The organism is Halomonas llamarensis (genome assembly GCF_023555005.1).
In the GTDB taxonomy this organism is placed as follows: domain Bacteria; phylum Pseudomonadota; class Gammaproteobacteria; order Pseudomonadales; family Halomonadaceae; genus Vreelandella; species Vreelandella llamarensis.
Window position 1 is genome coordinate 189950 of sequence record NZ_JAMJPJ010000002.1, and the last position, 25852, is coordinate 215801.

The following is a 25852-nucleotide window of genomic DNA, read 5'->3' on the forward strand; positions in this document are numbered from 1 at the left end:
TGTTGCCGAAAAACCTATACAAATCCATTACAAAAACAATAAAAAGCGGCTTACCACTCTGCGGGTTCTTGTAATATTTTAGGTAAATATGTGTTGGCGCGCTCGCCAAGCTGCGCCATTAGCTGATTAAAATCCCGCCGAGGCAAGCGAACTTCCAGCACCGAGCGCCCCTGCTCGTCAAAGAATTCTTCACGAACAGCATTGAGCTCATGCAACCCCGCACGCAGCTTGCCCTGCTCGGGGTGCAGCGTCATAGAAAAGTCAATGACATCATTGGCGAGACGCTCACTAAAGGCTTGCTCTAACAGATCTAGCCCCCGCTGTTCTTGCGCCGACACCCATACCACTTCTGGCATACCATTGCCATCGCGTTCAATACGTGGCGCGCTGTCCAACTGATCAATTTTGTTCATGACCTTAAGCATTGGTACGTCGTCGGCGCCGATCTCTTTCAGTACACGCTCAACCTGCTCTACGTTCATGTCACGATCAGGGTCGGCGGCATCAATCACATGCACCAAAAGCGTAGCGTCTGCAGCTTCCTGCAACGTCGCTTGAAAGGCCTCGACCAGCTTGTGGGGTAAGTGGCGGATAAACCCCACGGTATCCGCCATAACAACCGAACCAACATCGTCGATTTCTATGCGTCTAAGCGTGGGATCTAGCGTGGCAAAAAGTTGGTCTGCTGCATACACCGAAGAATCAGTCAGTGAATTAAACAGCGTTGATTTACCCGCATTGGTATAACCTACGAGCGAAATACTGGGAATTTCGGCACGGGAACGGGCTCGGCGACTTTGCTCGCGCTGGCTACGTACTTTGTCCAGGCGCTTATGGATAGCTTTAATTCGCGCACGCAACAAGCGACGGTCAGTTTCTAGCTGTGTCTCACCCGGGCCGCGAAGGCCAATCCCACCTTTTTGACGTTCAAGGTGTGTCCACCCTCGCACAAGACGGGTGGACATGTACTCTAACTGAGCAAGCTCGACCTGCAGCTTGCCTTCGTGTGTTCGAGCCCGCTGCGCAAAAATATCCAGGATTAATCCCGTCCGGTCCAACACCCGGCACTTCAGTTCGTGTTCCAGGTTGCGCTGTTGCGAAGGGCTTAAACCGTGATTAAAAATTACCAGCTCAGCTTGATGAGCCGCAAGCATTGCTCGCAGCTCTTCAAGCTTGCCTGAGCCGATAAACGTTCTCGAGTCAGGGCGTTGTCGACTAGCGGTTAACAGCGTCGCAGGCACTGCACCAGCAGAGCGAACAAGCTCTAGAAACTCACCTGCGTCTTCGCGCTCGCGCTCATCATGAAAATCGACATGCACAAGTAGGGCCGTTTCACCGGCGTCGGGGCGCTCAAAAAACAATCAATACCTCATGGACTGTTTTGCCTTTTCAACGTGACTTTAAACCTCGTCATCCGCTGCCACCGGATCTTGAGCAGGCAGGCGTACATTGCGAGACGGTACCACGGTCGAAATGGCATGTTTGTAAACCATCTGACTGACGGTGTTACGAAGCAGAATCACAAACTGGTCAAACGACTCAATTTGGCCCTGCAGCTTAATACCGTTCACCAAAAAGATGGAGACCGGAATGCGCTCCTTGCGCAAAATATTCAAGTATGGGTCTTGAAGGGACTGCCCTTTGGACATCTTACTCTCCCTAAAACTGTCGTTGGGGTTGGTTGATCTTGTTACCCGAAAGGTCGGCTAAGCCGACCGCTCGAAAACATTTTCTATGAACAGACTATCTTACGCTAAGCACCGCTTTCACGCACGAGTTTCAGTACGTTATCTAACGCATGGGCTTGTTGTGAATCAACCCAGTGCAGCTCTTTCCAACGCCTGAGCCAAGTGAGCTGACGCTTAGCCAGCTGGCGAGTGGCGATAACACCACGCTCAAAAAGCGCTGCGCGGTCCATGTCGCCATCCAAGTACTCCCACACTTGGCGGTAACCAACACTTTTCATTGCCGGCAAACCCAAGTGTAGGTCATCACGCTGCTTAAGGGCGGCCACTTCGTCAATTAACCCCTCTTCTAGCATTAAGGCGAAGCGCTGCGCAATGCGTTGATGCAGCACCCTACGGCTTTCTGGCGCCAGAGCAATCGACACCACACGCCATGAAAAGGATGGGGCCTCTTGCTCAGCCCAGAGCTCACTCATTGGCCGTCCACTGGCGTAATACACCTCTAACGCTCGCATGGTACGCTGCGGATCATTGGGATGTATTCGTTGTCCCGCTTCAGGATCAATTTCTGCCAAGGTGCGATGAAGCGCCAAAAGCCCCTCTTCCCTGCAGCGCCGCTCAAGGTGAGTGCGAATCGCAGGAGATGCAGCCGGCAGGTTTGCCACGCCGTCTACCAGCTGCTTGAAATAGAGCATGGTGCCACCCACGAGCAGCGGCACTTTGCCTGCCGCGCTAATTTGCCGCATCTCACAAAGCGCATCTTGTCGAAAGTCCGCTGCTGAATACGGGCTGCCCGGGTCACGGATATTGATCAGACGATGCGGCGCGCGTTTTAGTTCCAAAGCGCTAGGCTTAGCACTGCCAATATCCATGCCGCGATACACCATGGCGGAATCGACGCTGATCAGCTCACAGCCTAAACGCTCATGTAACGCAATGGCCGCATCGGTTTTACCCGCGGCGGTCGGCCCCATGAGAAAGACGGCCAAAGGGCGAGAATCACTCATGCTAAACACGGCTTCTGAGTCATCTTATTGCCCACGTAAAAACAGTTTATCCAGCGCTCTCATATCCATTTGCGTCCAGGTGGGGCGGCCATGGTTGCACTGATCACTACGCTCAGTGCGTTCCATATCGCGCAGTAATGCATTCATTTCATCAAGCGTGAGGCGACGGTTCGCTCTGACGCTTCCGTGGCACGCCATGGTGGAAAGCAACGTATGGATACGAATCTCTACCTGCTGAGAGCGACCAAAGTGCGCCAACTCTTCTAAAAGCTCACGCACAAGCGGCTCGGGGTCGGCCTGTGCCAAAAGCGCTGGAAGCTGCCTCACCAACAGTGTTTCGGGCCCGGCGATATCAAGCTCCACACCCAGCTTAGTGATGGCTTCGTATTCACTTTCTACCGTTGCCACCTCCGCACGACTAGCCGCTAGCGACACCGGCACAAGCAACGGCTGGGTGTCTATGCCGTTTTGCGCCCACTGGTGTTTCATCCGCTCATAAACGATGCGTTCATGGGCCGCATGCATATCCACCAATACCAGTCCGTCGCGATTTTGCGCCAGAATATACACCCCGTGCAGCTGCCCTAACGCGTAGCCGAGAGGCGGCGCAGCCGCAGGGTCATGCGGCGGCATACTCGGGGCTACCGCAACCTCGTGCACGGCGTTGGGAGAAGCGGTGTCGGCTGTTGTTTGGGGCGTAAGCAGTGTCTCCTCGTGATCGGGATGGAGAGCCTGGTAACCCTGCATAAAACGGCGAACCCGCGCCGCCCCCGGATGTCGATCTGACGCAGGCGCTAGCGCGATACCCTGCTGTTCCCAGCGATGTGGTGCTGCTGATGGCTCATCCGCTAGCGTGGTGGTCTCCTGCACTTGTTCGACAGTGGGAGGTAGGGCATTTTCTTCGCCTACTGAATTCTCAGCAACCGGCTGCGTATGCGCCAAACAGTGGTGCAAACTGGAATATAAAAAATCGTGCACCATGCGCCCATCGCGAAAGCGCACTTCATGCTTAGTCGGGTGTACGTTAACGTCGACCACATCGGGATCTAAATCCAAATAGAGCACAAACACCGGATGGCGCCCATTATAGAGGACATCGCGGTAAGCCTGGCGTACCGCGTGCGCCACTAAGCGATCACGCACCACGCGACCATTAACAAAAAAGTACTGCTGATCCGCCTGGGCGCGCGAGTGTGTGGGTAAGCCCACCCAGCCAGAAAGTCGCAGCGCCCCCGCCTCGCGCTCGATAAAACGGGCATGCTCAATAAAGTTTTTACCTAACAGTGACGCAATACGCCGTTCGCGGGCCGCCGGTGAATCACCTGGAGGAAGCTGGTGCACGGTTTTCTGATTATGTCGCAATACCCAGGCAATATCGTAGCGGGAGAGCGCCTGACGTCGAAAAGCTTCTTCAACATGGGCGAATTCAGTCTTTTCCGTCCGCAAAAACTTGCGCCTTGCGGGCGTATTGAAGAAAAGATCCCGCACGCTCACGCTGGTCCCTCGCGGATGTGGTGCGGGGCTAACCCGCGACTCCATACCGCGCCCTTCCGCCACGACGCGCCAGCCATCACGTGGGTCGTCTGAGGCGTTGGAAATCAATTCCAAGCGCGACACCGAGCTAATGGACGCCAGTGCCTCGCCACGAAAACCCAGCGAACTGACGCCTTCTAAATCTTCCAGGCTTTCAATTTTACTGGTCGCATGACGAGCAAGCGCCAAGGGCAAATCCTCCTCCCCAATACCCACGCCGTCATCACGTACTTTAATCAACCGTGTGCCGCCCTGCTCTACGTCTAGCTCAATACGTCGGCTACCCGCGTCAATGGCATTTTCCAGCAATTCTTTGGTTACCGATGCAGGACGCTCGACCACTTCGCCAGCAGCAATTTGGTTGGCCAAACGTGGATCAAGCACATGGATACGGGACGCGTGAGTAGCGATCGTTTCGGACACAGTTACCTCAAAACGGTTAACAAAAAACGCGGACCCCCTAAGAGTTGGGGATACGTAACACCTGACCAACACGAATCACATCGCCATTGAGGTCGTTGGCCTGCTTTAGATGGTTCACTGGCACGCCGTGTTGCACCGCAATCGCTGAAAGCGTATCACCGGACTGAATACGATACTCATCGCCGAGCGGGCCGCGCTGATGGTCGCGCTGCCAAGCGAGCAGGCTCGACGGCGGTGGATGACGCTCAAAATGCCCTTTCACGCCGTTAAGTAGCGCCGTGGCGATACGCTCTTGATGGCTCGCACTTTTCAACCGACGCTCTTCGTCCGGGTTGGAAATAAACCCTGTTTCCACCAATAACGAAGGGATGTCGGGCGATTTCAACACCATAAAGCCCGCCTGCTCAACGCGCGATTTATGCAACCGGTTCACCCGGCTGAGTTGATCAAGCACTTGACCACCAATCGATAGCGAATCGTTAAGCGTGGCGGTCATCGTCAAATCAAGCAATACGCCGCGAAGCACCTGGTCTTTATCACGCAGTGAAAGGTTACCATCGACACCCCCGATTAGGTCAGCGCGGTTTTCACTGTTAGCCAGCCACTGAGCTGTCTCGGAAGTCGCCCCGCGCTGAGACAGCGCGTACACGGAACTCCCTTGTGGGCGTGGGCTGGAAAATGCATCGGCATGAATGGAAACAAAAAAGTCGGCTTTTTGCTCGCGAGCAAGTTGGGTGCGCTGACGCAAACCAATATAGTAGTCACCGTCGCGAATCAGTACCGCTTTAAAGCCAGGCGTTGCATTGACCTTATCGGCCAAGCGTCGGCTGATTTCCAGCACGATATCTTTTTCGCGGGTGCCGCTAGGCCCAATCGCCCCGGGATCTTCACCTCCGTGGCCAGCGTCGACGGCAATAATAATATCGCGCTTAGGATGCGGTTGTGCTTTTTGCACCGTGGTATCTTCAGGTGCGGTCGACGAGTTACCACCTATATCGCGCTGGGCGCTGGCACGTTGAGCCGCAATCTCCTGTTCGCGAATCATCGACTCGATCGGGTCAATCGGGTTTTCAATCGCGTTTTCACCCGGGTACTCCAAATCCACCACCAAACGGTGGCCGTACTGATCGTTGGGAGGCAGCGTAAAGTGGCGTGGTTCTACCTTCCGATTAAGCTCAAGCACAACACGTAAATCATCGCCGTTACGCCTCCCCGTCCTCACGGTAGAAATGGCACTGCCATCTAGCGGCAACGTGCTAACATCGGTAGCCAGTTTGCTTGTATCTATATCGATCACCAGCCGCGAGGGCGAATCGAGGCTAAAGACATTCGCGTCAACGGCTCCAGAAAGATCAAACACAAGCCGCGCGTGGTCGGGTGCCGCCCAAAGGCGCATACTTTCAACGTTGGCCGCCTTTACGCTATCGCTTGCGACACTAACGGTAAAAAGCACCGCAACGGCTACCACCTTTCGCCATACATGGGCTGGGCTATCTGCAAGTCGCCTTGTCATAACTGCTCGCTATTTTGTGCCAACCGATGACTCCCATGCTTTTTCCAACGCAGAAAGCCACTGCTCCCCTCGCTTGGTTTCGGCATTAATGCTAGCCACGCGGCCACTATCTGCCACTGACAAGTGAATACGCAGATCTTCCGTGGGGAGCCATCCCTCGCCTCGGCTCGGCCACTCAACCAAACACAAGGCCTCGTCGTCTAGCACATCGCGTCCACCGATAAACTCCAGCTCCTCAGGGTCCCCGAGGCGGTATAAATCCAGGTGATAAAGCCGCTGGTCGTTAAGCTCATAAGGCTCAATCAAAGTATACGTCGGGCTTTTGACCGCTCCATGATAGCCATGCGCCCTCAATACCCCCCGGGCGAGCGTGGTTTTTCCCGTCCCCAACTCGCCTTCTAGGTAAACGCGCCCACGCCCTTGAAGCACGCGACCAAGCGCTTCACCAAAGGCAACCTGAAGATCTTCATTGGGCAGCGGCACCTGCATGAGAGCAGACCTCACGAATTGATTAATGAACGTGCATAGGATGCCAGATCACTGGCAAGCAAGCCACGTTCACCGTGTTTTGTGGCACCCATATCGGCAGCTAATGCATGTACCACCGTCGCAAGCCAAGCACTTTCTTCACTCTCGTGTCGTTGCGCTATTAGCGCCCCCAGCATACCGCTTAGCACATCGCCCATGCCGCCACTGGCCATTCCTGGGTTACCGTACGGACAAATCAACAGACCTCTCGACCCTGCGATCAGCGTACCGGCGCCTTTTAAGATAACCGTGCCGCCACGCTGTTGCTGCAGTGCGAGTGCTGCGGCGGGCCGATCAGCCTGCACCTCTTTGGGGCTAATTCCGAGCAGCCGCGCGGCCTCGCCGGGATGCGGCGTTAACACCCAGTTATCACGACGGGTATCAGCCCAGTGACTGGCTAAAAGATTGAGCCCATCGGCATCAATCACAAGTGGCTTATCGGTATTCAGTGCGCTTTGCAACATCGCCTGCCCCCATGCCCCTTGGCCAAGGCCGGGCCCTACCACCACCACATCGCTTTGCTCAGGCAACTCGCCTAACTCTGCCGCGCCCCGTACGCCGTGGGCCATCACCTCTGGGCAGCGCATAAGGCTCGCCACCACGTGCTCAGGTGCTGTCGCCAGGCTGATTTTACCCGCCCCAAGCCGCGCGGCCGCCTGAGAGGCTAAGAGCCCCGCACCGCCAAAGCCCGGTGCGCCGCCCAGCACCAACACATGCCCCATGTCGCCCTTGTGCGCTGTACGCTTGCGCGGCGTAAACGCCTCTGCCAGCAGCGTTTCGCTTAAGCGCCAAGCCGTCGGTGGGATATCAAAATAGGCCTGCGACTTCACTCCCAGCGGGCGAAAGTCAATCTCGCCAATATACGCCGGTGCCTCGCCCGTATGTAAGCCGATTTTGTCGCCGATAAAGGTCACCGTGCACGCGGCCTGTACGGCCACTCCAAGCACCGCCCCGGTATCAGCGGCAAGCCCTGACGGGATATCAATCGCCAACACCGGCTTTGCGGCAGCATTCAAAGCCTTAATGGCATCACGAAAACGCCCGGCCACTTCGCCATTCAAGCCAGTGCCTAAGAGCGCATCAACAACCACTTCCCCGCTTAGCACGAGATCTGGCCGCCAAGGTTCATCACACACACCGGCAGCAGTGGCGAGCTCAGCGGCTTTTAGCGCATCGTTTTTGAGCTCACTTATCGGCTTGAGCGTGACGCGCTGCACCTTTAGCCCCGACTGTGCGGCAAGTGCGGCAAACACATGACCATCGCCCCCGTTATTACCACCACCACAAAGCACGCTGACTGTGCGCGCTTGCGGCCAGCGAGCGCGAAAACTGTGCCAGGCACTCGATGCTGCGCGCTGCATCAGGGCAAAACCATCGATACCGCTGGCAATGGTACGACGATCTAACTCGCCTACCTGCTCGGCCGTGTAGAGCGGCCTGAGCGCTGAAGATCTTAATAAGCTCACGGAATCTCCTTTCGCATGCTGTGACGTTAGCGTTAGCATAGCGTGCTCATGTTTACGGCTGTACTGCTATTATGCCCAACCCTAGCGCATCCCATCCTGCTAAGCCCGCACACAGTGCCAATCAACCTTCTTTGGCAAGCCAGCCTGAGGTGCTTTCCACCGCGACGCTTGCAGGTCTTGCCGATGACATCAAACGCTGGGGTGGTGAACTGGGTTTTCAGCAGGTCGGCATTACCGACACCGAGCTTGCCGACCACGAGCAGCACCTAAATACGTGGCTGGATCACGGCTACCACGGTGACATGGGGTTTATGGCCAAACATGGTACTAAGCGAACCCGCCCTGCTGAGTTGGAACCTGGCACACAGCGCGTGATCAGCGTGCGCATGGACTATCTCCCGACTGAGGTCGACAACGTCAAACAGCTACAAACGCCCGAGCGTGCCTATATTTCACGCTATGCCCTAGGGCGCGATTATCACAAACTGATGCGTAAACGCCTGGCGCAACTGGCCAAAAAGATTGAACATGCGGTCGGCTCCTTCGGTTACCGCGCCTTTGTCGATTCTGCCCCGGTGATGGAACGCGCTTTAGCGCAAAAAGCCGGACTCGGCTGGTTTGGTAAAAACGCCATGCTGCTTACCCCAAAAGCGGGGTCGCTATTTTTCCTCGGCGAGCTCTACACCGATCTACCGCTACCGACTGATTCACCTTTCGCGCACGAACACTGCGGCAGCTGCGATGCCTGCCAACGCGTTTGTCCTACCGGGGCCATCGTGGCGGATAAAGTCGTCGATTCGCGCAAGTGCATCTCGTATCTCACCATTGAGCTTCACGGCGCGATTCCGCTCGAATATCGCCGCGCCATGGGCAATCGCATCTACGGCTGCGACGACTGCCAACTTTTTTGCCCCTTCACTCGCTTTGCCCAGCCAACGCAAGAAGCGGACTTTCACCCGCGCCACGATCTTGACCGCGCTGAGCTACTCACCCTTTTTGCCTGGAGCGAAGAAGAATTTTTGGACAAAACCGCCGGCAGCGCAATCCGCCGCATCGGCTATCCCCGCTGGCTGCGCAACATTGCCGTGGCACTGGGAAATGCACCATGGAGCGAGGCAGTGAACGCCGCCCTCTGGGCACGCCGAAGCTTCCCCAATGCCTTAGTGCGCGAACACGTCGCCTGGGCGCTGGCCGAGCAGCGCCAAAAACGTCACGCGCGCATCGCCACAGTCGCGCACTACTAGCCTAGCACTCACTCCTCCTCCTCGTCGGAGGTAACGTCCACGCGCAAGAAAGTATTGCGATAATGCGCTAGTTCATCGATAGATTCTTTTATATCATCCATCGCCAAGTGCGCATTACGTTTTTTAAAGCCAGCCGTGGCGCCGGGATTCCAGCGCTTAGCAAGCTCCTTGAGAGTCGACACATCCAAATTACGGTAGTGAAAAAAGGCCAAAAGCTCGGGCATCTCACGCTCTAAAAAGCGCCGATCCTGATGGATGCTGTTACCGCACATTGGCGATGAGCCTGCCACCGAATAGTGCTGCAAAAACGCCAACGTTTCACGTTCAGCACTAGCCGTATCGGTTTGGCTCGCCTTAACGCGCGCCGTGAGTCCCGACTCTCCGTGCGTCTTGGTGCACCACTCATCCATGCCATCGAGAAGGCTGTCGGGCTGCTTCACCGCGATGACCGGGCCTTCTGCCACAACGTTTAAATCAGCATCGGTGATCAGCGTAGCCACCTCAATGATGCGCTCTTTCTCTGGGTCAAGACCGGTCATTTCCAAATCAATCCAGACCAGCAAATCTTTGCGTGGCGCGCGCGTTTCGCTCATGCTCAATTCCCCTTTCACGCGGTAGCGGCCAAATAGCCCCACCGACAAAAAAAATCCGTACAATACGCACTATTGTACCTATGAATACCCTTTTGGATACGTGTTCATCGACACGTGCTGATAAGCGGTACCGACGATCAGGTGGCCATGAGCAAACGTAAATTAAGCCGACAGCAGCGCTGGCGGGTCGAGAAGGTTCAGTCAGAACGTGCCCAACGCGCTGAAAAGCGCGATACACAGGATGCCGAGAAGCTTGCCGCTGGCGAATACGGGGCCGAACAGCCGGGTCGCGTGATGGCACATTTTGGGCGCACGCTAGAGGTGCGCAATGCCGATGGTGTGCCTGTGCGCTGCCACTTGCGTGCCAATCTGGACGGACTGGTGACCGGCGACCGCGTCATCTGGCGGGCCGGTCAGGAAGGCTCCGGGGTAGTGGTGGCCCGCGACGAACGCGCAAGCGTGCTCAAGCGCCCTGATGCACGCGGCTTGCTCAAACCGGTAGCGGCCAATATTGACCAGATACTCATCGTTTTTGCTGTCGAACCCGCGCCTCATCCCAATTTGATCGACCGTTATTTAGTCGCTGCCGAAGCCACCGGTATTGCACCCGTGCTGGTGCTCAATAAAACCGACTTACTACCGGACGATGGTGGCGAGTTGGGGCAGCTACTGGAGCGCTACCGCCATTTAGGCTACACCGTGGTACGCGCGACGACCGCGACAGATTCAGGATTGGATGCACTGCGTCGCCAGCTTGAAGGACGCACGTCGGTATTTGTCGGCCAAAGCGGCGTGGGCAAGTCATCGCTCATCGACCTGCTGCTGCCCGATGAAACCCTGCGCATCGGGGCGCTGTCTGAAGATTCGCGCAAAGGCACCCATACGACGACAACGGCACGGCTTTATGCCATGCGTACGGATGAAGTCATCGACGGTGAATTGATCGACTCGCCAGGGATTCGTGAATTTGGCCTGATTCATCTTGATGAAAAGGCGGTCACCGACGGTTTCATTGAGTTCCGGCCGTTTATCGGTCACTGCCGTTTTCGCGACTGCCGCCACCGTGCTGAGCCGGGATGTGCTTTACTTGAAGCGGTCGAGGCAGGCAATATCCATCCAGAACGATTTGCCAGCTACAGGCGTATTGTTGATAGCTTGAACGCTGAACCCCTAAGGAGTCGCCCATGAGCACCGAGAGCCATTCGTCTGAAACCAACGTGCTGCCGCTGATTGTTGAGCCCGAACAGCTTCAGGCGTGCCTGGACGATCCCCAGCTACTCGTCATCGATGTACCGGCAAGCGCTGACAGCTATCGCCAGGGCCATGTGCCCGGCGCCATTTTCCTAGACTTCCGCTACTTGATGCACGGCGAAGGGCCTGTTCCCAACGACGTTCCTAGCATTGAGGCACTTTCGCGGCTATTCAGCACGCTCGGCCTTACCCGCGATACCCATGTCGTCGCCTACGACGACGAAGGCGGCGGCTGGGCGGCACGGCTTTTGTGGACATTAGAGCTGATCGGGCATACCCGCTACTCTTATTTAAATGGCGGCATTCACGCGTGGCGCGGTAAGGGCCTGCCTGAAAGCACGCCCCCCAGCGCTCCGACCCCGAGCGAGTACCACGCTGAGATTCTCAATCCCCAGGTGCGCATTACCTGCGATGAGATCAAAGAGCGGCTAGATGACAAGCAGTTCGCCATCTGGGATGCACGCTCAAGCGGCGAGTACAACGGCGAATTGGGCAACAACAAGCATTTAGGTCATATCCCGGGCGCAGTCAACATGGATTGGCTCAACGCGATGGACCGCGAACGCAATCTGCGTATCCGCGACTACGCCGAGCTTGTCACCGAGCTTGAGGCAATGGGGTTAACCGCAGAGATGGAAATTGCCACCCACTGCCAGAGCCACCACCGCAGCAGCTTCACCTGGTTGGTTGGCAAGGCGCTGGGCTATAACATGCGCGGCTATGCTGGCTCCTGGGGCGAGTGGGGCAACCGCGACGACACGCCGATCGAGAAGTGATCCAATCAAAAAGCGATAACACGACCGTGACCGTTTCCCAAAAAGCCTTTGCGTTGATGCAATACCCGCTACCCCACCACGGACTTTCCCGTCTGGTGGGTAAATTTGCCGAGTGCGACACCCCGTGGCTTAAAAATGCGTTAATCAAAACTTTTATCCAGCGTTTTAACGTGGATATGAGCCAAGCGCTGGAGCCAGACTCGGCGGCTTATACCACCTTTAACGACTTTTTTACTCGCGCGCTCAAAGCCAATGCCCGCCCGATTCACGAAGGCATCATCAGCCCCGCCGACGGCACGCTTTCCCAGTACGGCCGCCTCCAGGCTGGCCAGCTCGTGCAAGCTAAAGGGCATACCTACTCCGCGCAAACCCTGCTCGGTGGCGATACGGCACTGGCAGAAGAATTTCTCGGTGGCAGTTTTGCCACGGTGTATCTGTCGCCTAAGGATTATCACCGCGTACACATGCCGATGACCGGCACGTTGCGCGAAATGATTTACGTGCCGGGAAGGCTATTCTCGGTCAACCAGGCCACGGCCAACTATGTGCCGGGCCTCTTTGCCCGCAACGAACGCCTGGTATGCATTTTTGATACCGAACAGGGGCCAATGGCCATGGTGCTGGTAGGGGCCATGATTGTCGCGGCGATTGAAACCGTCTGGTTGGGCCAGGTCACGCCGCTTTCCGGCCACCCTCAGCGCATGCAGTTTGGCCAACCCATCACCCTGGAAAAAGGCGCTGAAATGGGCCGCTTCAAGCTCGGCTCCACAGTGGTGATGTGCTTTGCCAAACCGGTCTATTTCGAAGAGCGCCCCCTCGCCACGATGGTCAGCATGGGGGAGTCGCTGGGAATTATTGATAGCTGATAGCGGTGATGTTTAACAATTAGGCGTCGAGAACGCCAGCACGTCTTCCAGGCGTGCTTTGCCAAGCGCCAGTTGAACCAGGCGGTCAATACCCAGCGCCACCCCAGCCCCATCCGGCATGCCATGCTCAAGGGCGGCCAGCAGGCGTTCATCCACGTCCACCTCGGGCAAGCCCAAGCGTCGGCGCTCGGCATTATCTTCAATGAAGCGGGCACGCTGCTCAGCCGCATCGGTCAGTTCATCGTAACCATTGGCCAATTCAATGCCGTTTAGATAAAGCTCAAAGCGTGAGGCGACCCACTCACCGTCCGTGTCTTGATGGCGGCGGGCCAGTGCCGCCTGGCTTGCTGGGTAATCCATCACCACACTCAGCTCGTTGTTTCCCAATTGAGGCTCAATCACCAGCCCCATCAACAAATCGAGGCACGTATCGCGTCCCTCCTTCGCCATCGCCCCGGTCGGCATCTGACCGCGCTCAGCCGCGAGCCTGCGCAACACCTCAAGTGACGTCGTGAACGGGTCGACCGCCAAATAGGTATGAAAAAGCTGACGATAGCGGTAATGCACCACCGGCCCGTGAAAACGGGGCAACATATTATCGACCAGGGTGGTCGTTTCCTCAATCAGATCTGCCAGGCTAAATTCTGGGCGGTACCATTCCAGCATAGTGAATTCGAGGTTGTGCCGGGCGCCCACCTCGCCATCGCGGAAGCTCTTTGCGAGCTGAAAAATGGGCCCGCTACCTGCTGCCAGCAACCGCTTCATATGAAATTCCGGCGAGGTTTGCAGCCACAGCCGACGTTGACCTCTATCAGTACGCGCCATCGTGGAAAGCGAGACCAGATGAACATCGGTGCTGCCCCCCTGCCCTAAAACCGGCGTTTCCACCTCAAGCACATCGCGCGCCGCAAAAAAGCGGCGCACGCTCGCCAGTAAACGGGCTCGCTCACGCAGCGTCTCGATCATTGCCGTCGGTCGCCAACTTTCCGTCATTGGCTTTTCTCCAAAAAACAAAGCCACGCCCAGGGGCGTGGCTGTCACTATGTTGCGTTTTTGGCGCCTTCTTAGGCACGCGAGACGTATTCACCACTACGCGTATCAATCTTGAGGACTTCCCCCTCATTGATAAACAGCGGCACACGCACCACCGCCCCAGAAGACAAGGTCGCAGGCTTGGAACCGCCCTGGGCGGTATCGCCTTTCAAACCGGGGTCGGTTTCGACCACTTCCAGCTCAATAAAATTAGGGGCTGATACCTGGATCGCGTTATCGTTCCACAAGGTAACGGTATAAGGTACCTGCTCCTTCAACCACTTTTCGGTCTCGCCGAGCGCTTTCTTTTCCACCGCATACTGCTCAAAGGAGCCGTCGGTTTTCATGAAGTACCACATTTCGCTATCGTTATAGAGATATTCCATCTCCAACTCCATAACGTCGGCACCCTCTAACGAATCACCCGATTTAAAGGTACGCTCCCCTACGCGGCCGGTCATCAGGTTACGCAGCTTGACGCGGTTAAAGGCTTGGCCTTTGCCCGGCTTGACCAGCTCGTTCTCTATGATCGAGCAAGGATCACCGTCGAGCATTACTTTCAAACCGCCCTTGAATTCATTGGTAGAATAATTGGCCATACTGTCTCTCGATTAATGTACAAACATGCAAGAAAGTGTGCCGCATGATAACCCGAAGGAGGGTACTTTTGCAGGATAAGATCATTTTAGCCACCTCACCGTCAGGCCCGGCGGCCCAACAGGCCTCCTGGCAGCGGCAGCTCTCAAACGCTATCCGCGATCCGGCTGCACTCTGCACTCGACTGGGTTTGCCCGAAGCATGGCTGCCAGGTGCCAGCGCCGGGCATGCGCTGTTTGATATCTGCGTGCCTGACGCCTTTATACGCCGAATGGCGCACAGCGATCCTAGCGATCCCCTGCTGCGCCAAGTCCTTCCCTTAGGCGAGGAAACCGTGACGCCATCAGGTTTTGTCACCGACCCGCTTGCGGAGGCTGACCACCAGCCAGCCAAAGGATTAATTCACAAATACGCCGGGCGTGTGCTTTTAATCGCCAGCCCCACCTGCGCAGTGAACTGCCGCTACTGTTTCCGCCGTCACTTTCCTTATGGCGATCACGCCCCTTCTCGCGCGCAGTGGCAAGAGGCGCTCGACTACTTGCGGGCTGACGCCTCCCTTCAAGAAGCCATTTTCTCCGGCGGCGACCCGCTTGCGGCTAACGACCGCCAGCTGGCCTGGCTTGTCGGCGAGTTAGCGCAAATCCCGCACCTGAAGCGGCTACGCATTCATACCCGGCTACCAGTGGTGATTCCCGACCGTGTCGATGACGCGCTGCTCGACTGGCTGGAAAGCACGCGGCTGCAAAAGGTCGTGGTGCTGCATATCAATCACGCCAACGAAATCAACCAAGCGGTGGTCGACGCCTGCGCGCGCCTTAAACAGGCTGGTGCAACACTGCTCAACCAAAGCGTGTTGCTGCGTGGCGTAAACGACAGTGTTAGCGCCCTCGCCGAACTTTCCGAGCGCTTATTCGATGCCGGTATTTTGCCCTACTATTTGCATGTACTCGACCCGGTGCAAGGGGCGGCACACTTTGATGTCACCGATGAGCAGGCCCGCGAACTTCTTGCCGACTTGCGTAACGTACTACCGGGTTTTTTGTTGCCGCGTTTAGTGCGTGAAATTCCAGGCGAAGCGAGTAAAACGCCACTTTAACAAGTTATGTATCGATCATTGAGACCGCCGTGCTTATATCCGTCTACTTGGGCCAGCGTACTTAGCCACCCTTTCATCGGCCGTAAGCAATAAAAAATCTTCTGCTTCCGCCTGAGCAACAAGCGTGTTTTGGGTTCATGGATATTGCTAGCTTTCATAGCATTCTCTGAAGGCTATAGGCACGACTTTGTCAACTAGGCGTAGTTTAGATAGCATTTTTTTCAATCATTCAGCCACCCCAGCAGCTCACGCTGTACCTCTTCCACTGGCAGATACTCCTGCTCCAAGCGCCCCTGGGGCTGGGCTTTGAGAAAATGGAAAAAAGCCTCTTCGCGCTCGTTCAGGCCGGCTGCAGGCAATTCGGCGGGTACCGGCTCAGGCACTGCGCTGTCGCGGCAAGATGCTTTGAAGTGTGTCTCGCTCATCATTAATGGGGTAATAGAGGGTAAAGACTGCCTAGCTCTGGCCAGCATCAATAGCCCCCAGGTATCCATATCGCCCCAATAGGCGACCGCTTTATGTTGCAGTGCCACACCTGCCAGCCAGTGCACATCCAGCCCTGCGCCAAGAATCGCCACGGTGGCGGGTATAGTGGGTAGCAGGTGCTCACACTGCTCATTCTCGACCACTACGACCCGCGAGCCTGGCAGGCAAGTATCCGCCAGCTCTCTGGCGGTAATGCGCTGGCGCTGAAAGGGCAGCAGCCCCTGCTCCAATGGCACCACCAGCAGCCAGTGATCTTTATCGTCGGGAGCATCGAGAAAGCCGCTTAACCCTTGTTGGCTAACCATCCCGTCGTAGCGCTCATCAAGTAGGCGTGTCAGTAAAACCGCATTGCGCTCGATAAACTTGGTGTCCACCCCCAGCCCTTTGAGCAGCCTTAGTGGGCGGCCTTCGGCGATGCCCGGCTGCAGTAAATCCGCTAGGCGGGCGGCGTCAATAAGCTCGCCAATATCTTTGTTGCGCCATAGCGCACGCTCGCGAACCAGCGCTTCCCGGTAGACGGGGTTGACGCTCCCCACCAGCGTTTCCAACTGCGCAAACTCCTGTTGCACCTCGGCATCCGCCGTGGCGGCGGCCCATTCAGTGGGCGTGTGCAATAGCCACTGCACTGGGAGTGACACCGGGTCAGCAGCAGCCCGAAAGTTGATGTCTTGAAACACCACCTGGCCAACGGTTACTTGCCGCCAACGTTGCGCGTGAGCTTGCACCATGGCGGTTTGATCGGCGAACTGGCGGCTGGTTGGCTTACCGATAGAGACCACCAGCGGCCAGCTCTCGGAGGACAACAGCCGCTGTACCCGCCAAAAAGGCTGCTGCCACTGCTTAGCCAGGCGAACAGAAATATCACTGGGGGACTTCATCAAGCCTCTTACGCCGTTTTTCACGCACGGCATCCAGCGCCTGCCAACTGATCAGCGTCAGGTTGGAGGCATTGCCACGCCGGTGAACCACCACCGCCGAGCGGGTGTGCTTACGCAGTAAGCGCATCTCTTTATTGGGGGTAATAAACAGCGCGTGGAGATGAAATTCGCTGAGCGCGGCAATGATGCGTCCAGCCACCGCATTCGAACTGCGCGAAAAGGCTTCATCCAGGACGATAGTGCCAAACAGCGGCCGGGGACTGCCATCCGGGCACAGCGCATAACTGAGCGATGCGGTAAGCACATAGGAGGCGATGATTTCTTTTTCACCACCGCTACCGCCCTGGGAGCCCGAGCGGGTTTCAATCACATGGCCATCGGCGCGGTCGATCATGGCGACTTTAAACTCAAGCCTAAAACGCGGATCCAATAGCGCCCGCGCGCCTAAGGTACGCTGACGTTCACAGGCATCGCGCAGCAGGTCGATGATATGCTGCAATGCTTTGTATTGGCTTTCGCCGCCATCCTCTACAAACCGCGACGAGGCAAGTGCCGTATTGGCCCAGGTAAAGGTGCGCAGGCTTTCGTGGACGACCTTGTTGGCGACCAGCTGCAGGTAACGCCCGCGTTGGAAATCCACCCGCCGCAGGGTGTTATTGAGATCTTCCAGCCGCTCTTCGATCCGCTCCACCTCCCCATCAATGGTGGCCAGCAGCTGCGAAACGCCTTGGTCGGAAGAGTCGGTCAGGTACGCCTGAAAACGCTTCTGCTTATCGGGCAGCGCTTCTTCAGTTAGCACGTTGAGCCGCGCCAGGTAGTCGGGTACATCGTCAAGCTCCCGCCCGACCTCAGATAGCGCCCCGCGGTCTTCGCGCTGAGCGTCCGACATGGCTTTTACCAATTCCTTTTCCAAGCGGCTTTGGGTAGCGCGCAAGGTGGTTAGCTGCTGTTGCAACTGCGCGGCAGCCTGCCGCTCTAGCTCATCTACGTCCACCAGCTGCTTTTGATAAACGGGAGAAAAATGGCCATCGGCAAGCGTCCGTTCTTGCTCCTTCAGCCTCACTTCACTTTTTCGAAACGCTCGGTTCTGCTCTTTTTGGGCTGTTTCCAGCCGATTATTTAACTGAGCGCTATGCTTGATGCATTGCGTTTTTTGCTGCTCCAGCGCGGCCAACTCATCCCGGGCTTGCTCCAGTTGGCGTTTGGCTGACGCTGCATCGGAATCTGGTGAGGTCAAAGCGGCCAGTTTATCCTGCTGCTGCTGCCATTCACGCTCTGCGTGGGGCGTGTTGATCTTCTCATAGTCCAATTCTGACAGCTTTGTTAACACCACCACCTGCTGTTCAAGCTCGGACTGTGTGGCCTTCGCCTGCTCCTCTGCCGCCTTGGCGCGACGCAATCGCTCTTGTGCTTGGGTGATTTGCACGCTTAACGCCGCCAGCCGGTCGCGGTTATCAAAGCCGGTTTGCCAGTCGTCACTGAGCCGCTTTTGATCCTGCTTGTCAAAAAAGCGCGCCTTGCCCGACATCAGCCCTTCTACCGTCATGGCGTGGGGCGTTTCCTGCAGGATCTCTGGGGAGGTAACGCAGTGCCTATCCAGCCCGGCTAACAGCTCTTTGACCGCCTCCCGGTAGGGATGCTCTTTATAGTCGAGTTTGCGGGTAAAGCCATCCTCAAAAAAGCGCGCTTGACCTTGTGGAGTCTTCACTTCCAGGATGCGCACATGTAGGGCGTTATGGCGGCTGTTGATCCAGCTTAGCGCTTGGCGGCTGGCATCAGGCGGTACCAGAATACGCAGCCGGTGGCTGCCGATTGCCCGCTCAATCGCGCCGCGCCAGGCCTGCTCGCCCTCTTTCACCTGCACTAGCTCGGCCACAAAGGGCAGCTCATCTTCAGTGAGCGCCAAGGCATCGGCCAGCAAGGCGCGGAACTGTTGAAAGCGGCCCGGAATATTAGACCCTGGGCGCGCTTTTACCTCGGCCAGTTCTTCTTGCAGCTCAGTGCATTCACGCTTGATCTGGTAACGTTGGCTGCCCTGTTCAAAGGCGGCCTGCTTGGCGTCCTCGAGTTCTTGGGTACTTAGCTGCCGCTGCTCGGCGGCCAGCATCTGGTTGGTCGCTACCGCTTCACGGTCTATGCCATCATCAAACGATAGATAACGCGCCAACCGCTGGTACTCTGCTGCATGGCGCTGACAGCGCTCCAGGTTGGCGTGTTTCTCGCTGACCAACGCTTCCAACGTCTTAATATCGGAACCGCCAAGGCGCAGATACGCCTCATTTAATCGCTCGCAGCTTTGAAGTTGATGGGCGTGCTGCTCTTCGGCCGACGCCAACTCGGCCTCGGCCTGCTGGGTTTGTTGCTGGAGACGCTCGACCTCGCCCTTCCACAGCCGGTGAGCCTGCTCGCCAAACCATACCGGTAGTACCCGGCTAAGCGTCTCCTGATCATCAAGCAGCGTTTGGTTGCGCTGGTACTTCTCCCAACCGGTTTTAATGGGTTCCAGGGAGCGCTGCTGGCGGCGGGCGATTTCAAGCTCTTCATGGATAGCGGTGAGATCATCGAAGCTATCAGCCACTTCCCGGGCGCGCTGAAACTGGGCGTTATCATCCAGCACCAGCTCGCGAAAAATCTCATCGATACTGTTGAGCTGCTTCAGCCCTGCCGCTCGATTAAGCAGGTTAAAGGCGTTATCACGCACTTCAAAAAAGTCGCGCAGACGCGCCAGAAAGCCCTTTTTGCTGGGGTACGTCCAAATCCCGGTGTCGGTTTTATCCTGTTGCCGCAAGGCGCGCATACCACCTTCCTGCTGTAGCGTCAGCCAGCGTTGCAAGGTGTGCTCGGGGGTGGTACTGAACAGCCATAGCTTTTTCATATCCGACGGGGACATGCTGGTACCGTCAAACCACAGCAGTGCGCCGATGCGCACCAGGCTTTCGCCGTTGCTGAGCGTCGCCACCAGGCCGGTCACGGTCTTGCCGGGTCGGGCGATATGCGACTGGCCCTCGCCGCCATCCCCCGGGCCACTCACCCCGCGCACATAGGAGACCAGATCCCGGTCGCTTTCATGGCCACCGGTGGAGGCAAGATTGTATTTTGGGTTGGCCGTTAGCAAGGTCATCAGGGCATCCACCAGAGTAGTCTTGCCACTACCGGTGGGGCCAATGATGGCACTGCCCTGGGCGTCAATATCGGCCCGGTGCATGCCGCTGAAGCCGCCCCAGTTGAACAGTTCCAACGCTTGCAAAATATAGGTAGGCGCCAGTTGCCAACCGCTCTCTTGGTTCTCCTCCAGTAGAGAAGGCTGGGTAAGCGTGGTGGTGGCCATTACGCGCTCTCCCCTTGGTCACTACTCTCGGCTGCCACTCTTGCCTTTAACTCATACAACAAGGCGGTCAGGTTTTCCGGATTGGCCAAGTGGGCAATCATCGGGCGTATGGCGATTCGCTCGTGGCTATCCGGCGCCGACACCAGGCCGTGGCCTTTGAGTTGATCCAGTAGCTGAAGCACTCGGGTACGCTCACGGGCCTCGCTGCCACTCTCGCCGAGGTAAACCTGCATTTGTGGAATCAACTCGTCTACCGCCACCATGGCGTCTTCGGCGCCGGTGCCCGCTTCCTGCTCGTGGGCAATAAAGTACTGACGCAAAATCGCTACCAGCAGCGTCTGTTCCAGATTCAGCCGCTGCTTGCGCACCAGCGGGTGCGACCAGTCGTCCTGGGACTCATCGGCATCCCCATGACGTACCGCCAGAAATACCAGCCCCCGGATTTCATCAGCGCGGGCGCATAAATCCAGCGGCTCAAGCGTGGCATTGAGCCGCTCCATGGCAACAAGAGCCGCACGGTAGTGATACGGCCGTTGGCTCTCCTCCAAGAGCCCCATGCGGAGCAGCGCCTGAGCCACTTCACGCAGCTTAACGTCGGTTCGGGCGGGGGCATCACGGCTGCTCTGCTCCTGATGCTCCCACCCCGTGTCGCCCGCGGCGTCGATGGCTGAACCGCTATGCGCTTGATCCGCTTGTCCATCAAACGGATCAGGCGACTGCTCTTCGTTGGTCTCATCCGTCTCCGGCTGCCGGACAATTCGGTCAAACACGCCTGCCATGCTTAAAACTCCCACTCAATATCGCTCAAGGCTTGTTCACTCAAAGCGACCACAGGTACTCGGAACAGCCAGTCGCAGTGTTCATCGTCGCTGATGACCAGTTCTTGAACATCCTGCTCGGTTATCTCAATGCCCGCTTCCCGGGCCATACCCAGCCATAGCGCCAGGGTCTCCAGGTCGTGGCTAGGCGGCAGGCGCTCGGCCAGCTCCGCCAGGGTGAGCGGGCGCCCTTCTGCTGCGAGCAGTGCCAGCGTCTCCTGCACCAGGGCCTCGCGATCCAGACCGTCTAGAGAGTCCCAGAATTCGGCCTCAAGGCTGCTTAAGTCACTTGCCTGTTGGGCAAGATCCAGCACCTCGTCCTTCTCATTTTCCAACGATTTAAACCGCACCCGCTCGACCACCGACAAGTTACCCAAGGCAAAGCCCAACGGCGGTAGCGATAAAACCTCTGACCGGCGTACCTTCTGGCTCTGCCAGTCGAGATCCTGGGCTGTATTGAGAATGTCGTTGAGCAATTGACCAACGCGGTGATGCTCGGCTGCTAGGCCGGTCTTAATAAACCCTTTGACGTCCTTTTCACTTCGCGAACGCGCCTGTAATACCGCCTGGCTTTCCAGTATCAGCCGCATGCGCAGCAGCTTAAGGTCCTGTCGCTGTAATCTATTCAACGCTTTTTCGGCGGCGGGATGAACGAGAATAGTGCGTAGTTGCTGGCGCATCATATCCAGCGCGGCGGTCTGGCGTAGCTGCTGTAGGAAACTATCGAACACGCGCCCTTCTGGGGTATCCAGCAGCGCTTCCTGACCATCCAGCAAACGGTCAACAATGTCGCCACGGTGATAGTGCTCGGACATGATCGACTGGCGCAACAGGCGATCAGCCTCGCGCCAGGAGCCTTCCACCCGGCGAAAATCGGCCCGTAGCCCGGTGGCTAAATTAAACACCTCGCGGATACGTTCAATAGCCCCCGCCTCGGAAAGCACCGGCACATGCCCGGCTTCGGCGTCGGCCAGCTCACTCTCCAACTGTTGGATTTTGCGCCGGATCGACGCCTTACGGCTCTCGGGGTTGGGGTTGAGGCCCACTTCCAGGTTTTCGATTTCGCGCTGCACCACCGACAACCGCGATGCGGTGGAGGTCATAATGCGATTATCCAGCGAGTCGATGAACTGAATCGCCGATGACAAAGCGTCCGTGGCATACAAGCGCTGACCACGTTCAATGACCAAACCACGCCGAATCCACTCCCGCAGTTCTCGCCCGGCCTGTAGACGCGTATTATCTGGGTCGATGGCGTATTCTTCCTGAGCCGCATAGCTACTTAGCATCTTCGCCAATGCCTCTAGGGCATTCGCCTCAGCAATACCGTCTTCGCTGAACTCAAACAGCGAGGTCAAACAGCCCAGCACCAGAGGTGCACGGGGCGAGGCCAGCAACAGCCAAGCGGGGTGCTGCTTGCGAGCAGCGATGTAGTGGCGCGTGCGTTGCTGGGGGCTATTATTCATTGTTACCTTAGCTGGCCATATTGATATCTAAGCGGGTCATATTAATACCTACGCTAGTTGCGTATTATTGCTTCGCCTAAACCAACGTCTCCGCCGTTACGTTCGCTGCGGGCGCCTGTGTAGAGTGATGACGATTAATAGCGCTAAGCACGCCCTTCATTGAGGCGCTGGTAATACTCTCATCGGTGCCCACACCAAAGATAGCTTCGCCATTGATGCGCACTTCCACATAGGCGATGGCTTCCGCATCCGCCCCTTGGCCGCGGGAGTGCTCGTGGTAGTCGATTATTTCCACATCGTGGCCAGCAGCCGCCAGCGCTTTAATAAACGCCGCTAACGGGCCATTACCCTCACTTTGCAGCGTTTGGCGCTCGCTATTCTCTTCAATTACCGCTTCTAGGGTCACCTTGGGGCTATCCGGTTCGGATGAAAGGCGGTGATTAATCAGCGCAAACGGCGAGGTCTGCTCCAGGTACTCATCAGCAAACGCCTGGTAGATCATCTGCGAGGTAATCTCTTTCCCCGTGCGATCAGCGACCTCTTGCACTACTTGGCTGAATTCGATCGACAGGCGACGCGGCAGCTCAATGCCGTGCTCTTGCTCTAGCAGGTAGGAAACACCCCCTTTACCCGACTGACTATTCACTCGAATCACCGCCTCATAGCTGCGGCCTACATCAAGCGGATCAATGGGAAGGTAAGGCACATCCCACACTGCGTCGGGGTTGGCGCGGCGATCCGCCATGCCTTTTTTAATCGCATCTTGGTGAGAGCCGGAAAAGGCGGTAAACACCAAATCACCCACGTAAGGATGGCGCGGATGCACCGGCAGCTGGTTACAATACTCCACTTCGCGCATAACCGGCGTAATGTTGGAGAAATCGAGTTCCGGATGCACGCCTTGGGTATACAAATTCATCGCCAAGGTGACGATATCCACGTTCCCCGTACGCTCGCCATTGCCAAAAAGGGTGCCTTCTACCCGATCAGCGCCAGCCATCAGGGTCAGTTCTGCCGCGGCTACGCCAGTACCTCGATCATTATGCGGATGAACACTGACAATCAAGGTATCGCGATTTTTGACGTGACGGCAGAACCACTCGATCTGGTCGGCATAGTTATTGGGCGTTGCCACCTCGACCGTCGCGGGCAAGTTAACGATCATGCGGTTATCAACACTCGGTGAATAGGTATCCATCACCGCTTCGACAATTTCCACGGCAAAATCCATCTCCGTGGTGGTAAAAAGCTCCGGCGAGTACTGGAATGTCCAGTTAGTCTCTGGGCTGGCTTCCATCAGCTTACGAATTTGACGCGTGGCATCCATCGCAATCTGGACACATTCGTCCTTGCTCACTTGGAAAACCACGCGGCGAAACATCGGATCAGTGGCGTTGTAAACGTGGACAATCGCGTTTTTGGCGCCCTTTAGTGCTTCGAAGGTACGCTCAATCAAGTGTGGACGCGCTTGGGTCAACACTTGAATGGTCACATCGTCGGGAATTTTATCCTGCTCTATCAGCGCGCGCACAAAGTCAAAATCGGTTTGCGAAGCCGAAGGAAAGCCCACTTCAATCTGTTTGAAACCAACGTCAACCAACAGGTCGAAAAGACGCTGTTTGCGCTCGTGATCCATCGGATCAATCAACGACTGGTTACCGTCGCGCAGGTCAACGCTGGTCCATATCGGCGCTTTCTCGATACGACGATTGGGCCATTGGCGATCAGGCAGGTCAACGGCGACAAAAGGACGGTATTTTTGGGCGGGATCAGACAACATCATAGCGGCTCTCCTGGAACAAAAAACGCCCCTTTGCCGCGAACGGCCAAGGGGCGTAAATAATACTCGCACAGCTTCGAACCGCGTCAAAGGCGGAACGGCAGCAGCGCTGAGATGGTTGGGGGTAGATAACGTTTGAAACCATGACGACCTCGCAAAATTAAACGTACGACAATGCCAGAAGCATTCAGCATTGCCCGACCCTGAAATATCAGAGGCGGGCGCTAAGTAGTCGTAGGTCTAGTGCGAGATGAATCATTGGTATTTCCATACCTCTAGAGAATCAGTCTGTGCTCTGTTTGTCAATGCTGTTTGGCGTCAGGGCTCCCGGATAATCATTCCTGTTGGAACACGAGGTTAGCGCGGAACTCATCGTTGGCGGCAGCGCTGAGGCGTTTGCGTTTGATGCTACGACGATCCGGATGGCGTTTGAGTAGATTCAGGGCGAACTGGCGCAGGGTGTTGAAGTTGGCCGGCGAATGATTGCAGCGGATGCGGCTGTCGTCTTCGCGGAAGGTGACATCCAGAACCCAGTGTAGTTGGTTCTCTATGCCCCAGTGGCTGCGCACAGCACGGCCGACGGCCTGGGCCGAACCGCTCAGGGTGGTGATGTAGTAGCGGTCTTCGCGGCTGATCTGATCACCGACATGACGCTCGGCTTGAACCCAGACAATGCGCCGGAGACCGGACCACTGCGTAGGATCAGGTAGGGTCCGAAGATCTTCGACAAGCCAACAACGCCGGACTTCACAGCGGCCGTGGCCTGTATCGGTTTCCTCATAATACGTCATAGGAACACCGGCAAAGCCACCCCCATGCGCCGTGGTGAAGTAGTCGCGCAGCGCCTCGTACAGAGTGGGCTGGTTGTCTTTGACCGCAAGAATGTAGTCGGCTCCCTGGCTTACGACCTGTTCCGCGATGACCGTCTGTCAGCCCATCGCATCGAGGGTTACGATGGCACCGCGGATCTCCAGCAAGCGCAGCAACTCGGGGATGGCGGTGATCTCGTTGGATTTCTCCGTGGTAGCCACCTGCCCCAGAGCCAACTGCTGCTCGTTCGCCCATGCGCTCACGACATGCAGGGCGGCTCGGCCGTTACGACGATCGTGCGAGCGACGCAGGCGTTTGCCGTCAATAGCGACTACATCGCCGTCCTGGATCTGTGCCACGGCCTGCGTCCAGGCCGCAAACGCCTCCTGGAACGTGTGGGCGGGCAGTCGCGCCATCACCCAGCCGAGGCAATCTTCGGAGGGAATGCCGTGGTCATAGGGAAGAAATTGCCGTAGCCAATCCAGCTTGTCGCGCCCGAAGTCGGCAATGGCGGCCCACCCATCGGCGCCACTCACGACAGCACAGATACACAGCAGTAGAATCTCTTCCAAGGGGTATAGCTTGTTTTTGTCGGCGCGAGGGTCCTTGATGACCGATAGATGGGAAATCAGATCCGAAGACATATCACACCTCACCTTGTTGAAGATGAGGTAGG

The 25852-nt window shown here is 56.8% G+C and carries 20 protein-coding genes and 1 pseudogene; 5 read left to right on the plus strand and 16 right to left on the minus strand.

Translation table 11 applies throughout. The features are described 5' to 3' along the window. Positions 1–50 precede the first annotated feature (50 nt). The 7 genes from hflX to M8006_RS02930 all read right to left on the minus strand — a co-directional run bounded on the left by hflX (position 51) and on the right by M8006_RS02930 (position 8194). Positions 51–1361, minus strand: a complete 1311-nt coding sequence (hflX, locus tag M8006_RS02900; RefSeq protein ID WP_250079871.1) for a ribosome rescue GTPase HflX — start codon at positions 1359–1361, stop codon at positions 51–53. 39 nt (positions 1362–1400) lie between these two features. Then, positions 1401–1649, minus strand: coding sequence for an RNA chaperone Hfq (gene hfq / locus M8006_RS02905; protein WP_250079873.1), 249 nt, complete (start codon positions 1647–1649; stop codon positions 1401–1403). Positions 1650–1753: 104 nt separating this feature from the next. After that, entirely contained in the window at positions 1754–2692 is a 939-nt protein-coding gene (gene miaA / locus M8006_RS02910; protein ID WP_250079875.1) for a tRNA (adenosine(37)-N6)-dimethylallyltransferase MiaA, read from the minus strand. Positions 2693–2716: 24 nt separating this feature from the next. Next, complete coding sequence (gene mutL / locus M8006_RS02915) at positions 2717–4648, minus strand: DNA mismatch repair endonuclease MutL (protein WP_250079877.1); 1932 nt, start codon at positions 4646–4648, stop codon at positions 2717–2719. 37 nt (positions 4649–4685) lie between these two features. Further along, positions 4686–6044, minus strand: a complete 1359-nt coding sequence (locus M8006_RS02920; RefSeq protein ID WP_250079955.1) for an N-acetylmuramoyl-L-alanine amidase — start codon at positions 6042–6044, stop codon at positions 4686–4688. 126 nt (positions 6045–6170) lie between these two features. Then, positions 6171–6650 carry a tRNA (adenosine(37)-N6)-threonylcarbamoyltransferase complex ATPase subunit type 1 TsaE gene (tsaE, locus tag M8006_RS02925; RefSeq protein ID WP_250079879.1) on the minus strand — a complete coding sequence of 160 codons (480 nt, stop codon included), beginning with the start codon at positions 6648–6650 and terminating at the stop codon, positions 6171–6173. 11 nt (positions 6651–6661) lie between these two features. Then, the gene (locus tag M8006_RS02930; protein WP_284046900.1) at positions 6662–8194 is read right to left on the minus strand and encodes an NAD(P)H-hydrate dehydratase; all 1533 of its coding nucleotides are present in this window, start codon (positions 8192–8194) and stop codon (positions 6662–6664) included. 32 nt (positions 8195–8226) lie between these two features. On the opposite strand from M8006_RS02930, the gene queG reads away from it, so the two are divergent. After that, positions 8227–9399, plus strand: coding sequence for a tRNA epoxyqueuosine(34) reductase QueG (gene queG / locus M8006_RS02935; RefSeq protein WP_250079883.1), 1173 nt, complete (start codon positions 8227–8229; stop codon positions 9397–9399). Positions 9400–9407: 8 nt separating this feature from the next. On the opposite strand, the gene orn is transcribed toward queG, so the two are convergent. Beyond that, entirely contained in the window at positions 9408–9992 is a 585-nt protein-coding gene (gene orn, locus M8006_RS02940) for an oligoribonuclease (RefSeq protein WP_250079885.1), read from the minus strand. A 147-nt stretch (positions 9993–10139) separates the two neighbouring features. On the opposite strand from orn, the gene rsgA reads away from it, so the two are divergent. From rsgA to asd, 3 genes are read left to right on the plus strand one after another with little or no spacing between them, the layout of a single operon-like run. Beyond that, positions 10140–11180, plus strand: coding sequence for a small ribosomal subunit biogenesis GTPase RsgA (rsgA, locus tag M8006_RS02945; protein ID WP_250079887.1), 1041 nt, complete (start codon positions 10140–10142; stop codon positions 11178–11180). Further along, entirely contained in the window at positions 11177–12019 is an 843-nt protein-coding gene (locus tag M8006_RS02950) for a sulfurtransferase (protein WP_250079890.1), read from the plus strand. Before rsgA ends, M8006_RS02950 begins: the two co-directional genes overlap by 4 nt. 26 nt (positions 12020–12045) lie before the next feature. Further along, entirely contained in the window at positions 12046–12885 is an 840-nt protein-coding gene (gene asd / locus M8006_RS02955) for an archaetidylserine decarboxylase (protein WP_250079892.1), read from the plus strand. A 12-nt stretch (positions 12886–12897) separates the two neighbouring features. Here asd and epmA read toward each other — a convergent pair whose 3' ends face one another. Further along, the gene (gene epmA / locus M8006_RS02960; protein ID WP_250079894.1) at positions 12898–13878 is read right to left on the minus strand and encodes an EF-P lysine aminoacylase EpmA; all 981 of its coding nucleotides are present in this window, start codon (positions 13876–13878) and stop codon (positions 12898–12900) included. A 71-nt stretch (positions 13879–13949) separates the two neighbouring features. Continuing rightward, positions 13950–14516 (minus strand): elongation factor P, encoded by a 567-nt coding sequence (gene efp, locus M8006_RS02965; protein ID WP_186255407.1) that lies wholly within the window; start codon positions 14514–14516, stop codon positions 13950–13952. Between the two features lie 68 nt (positions 14517–14584). Here efp and epmB point away from each other — a divergent pair, with 68 nt between their 5' ends. Next, positions 14585–15610 (plus strand): EF-P beta-lysylation protein EpmB, encoded by a 1026-nt coding sequence (gene epmB / locus M8006_RS02970; RefSeq protein WP_250079896.1) that lies wholly within the window; start codon positions 14585–14587, stop codon positions 15608–15610. Positions 15611–15831: 221 nt separating this feature from the next. On the opposite strand, the gene M8006_RS02975 is transcribed toward epmB, so the two are convergent. From M8006_RS02975 to M8006_RS03000, 6 genes and pseudogenes are all read right to left on the minus strand, one after another. Continuing rightward, positions 15832–16974, minus strand: a complete 1143-nt coding sequence (locus tag M8006_RS02975; protein WP_250079897.1) for a Wadjet anti-phage system protein JetD domain-containing protein — start codon at positions 16972–16974, stop codon at positions 15832–15834. Further along, complete coding sequence (locus M8006_RS02980) at positions 16958–20302, minus strand: ATP-binding protein (protein WP_250079898.1); 3345 nt, start codon at positions 20300–20302, stop codon at positions 16958–16960. Before M8006_RS02980 ends, M8006_RS02975 begins: the two co-directional genes overlap by 17 nt. After that, positions 20302–21081 (minus strand): DUF4194 domain-containing protein, encoded by a 780-nt coding sequence (locus M8006_RS02985; RefSeq protein WP_250079900.1) that lies wholly within the window; start codon positions 21079–21081, stop codon positions 20302–20304. Before M8006_RS02985 ends, M8006_RS02980 begins: the two co-directional genes overlap by 1 nt. A gap of 2 nt (positions 21082–21083) precedes the next feature. Then, entirely contained in the window at positions 21084–22586 is a 1503-nt protein-coding gene (locus M8006_RS02990; RefSeq protein ID WP_250079903.1) for a DUF3375 domain-containing protein, read from the minus strand. Between the two features lie 76 nt (positions 22587–22662). Further along, complete coding sequence (leuA, locus tag M8006_RS02995) at positions 22663–24369, minus strand: 2-isopropylmalate synthase (protein ID WP_250079904.1); 1707 nt, start codon at positions 24367–24369, stop codon at positions 22663–22665. A gap of 332 nt (positions 24370–24701) precedes the next feature. Further along, positions 24702–25820, minus strand: a pseudogene (locus M8006_RS03000) (ISAs1 family transposase). Positions 25821–25852: the final 32 nt, after the last annotated feature.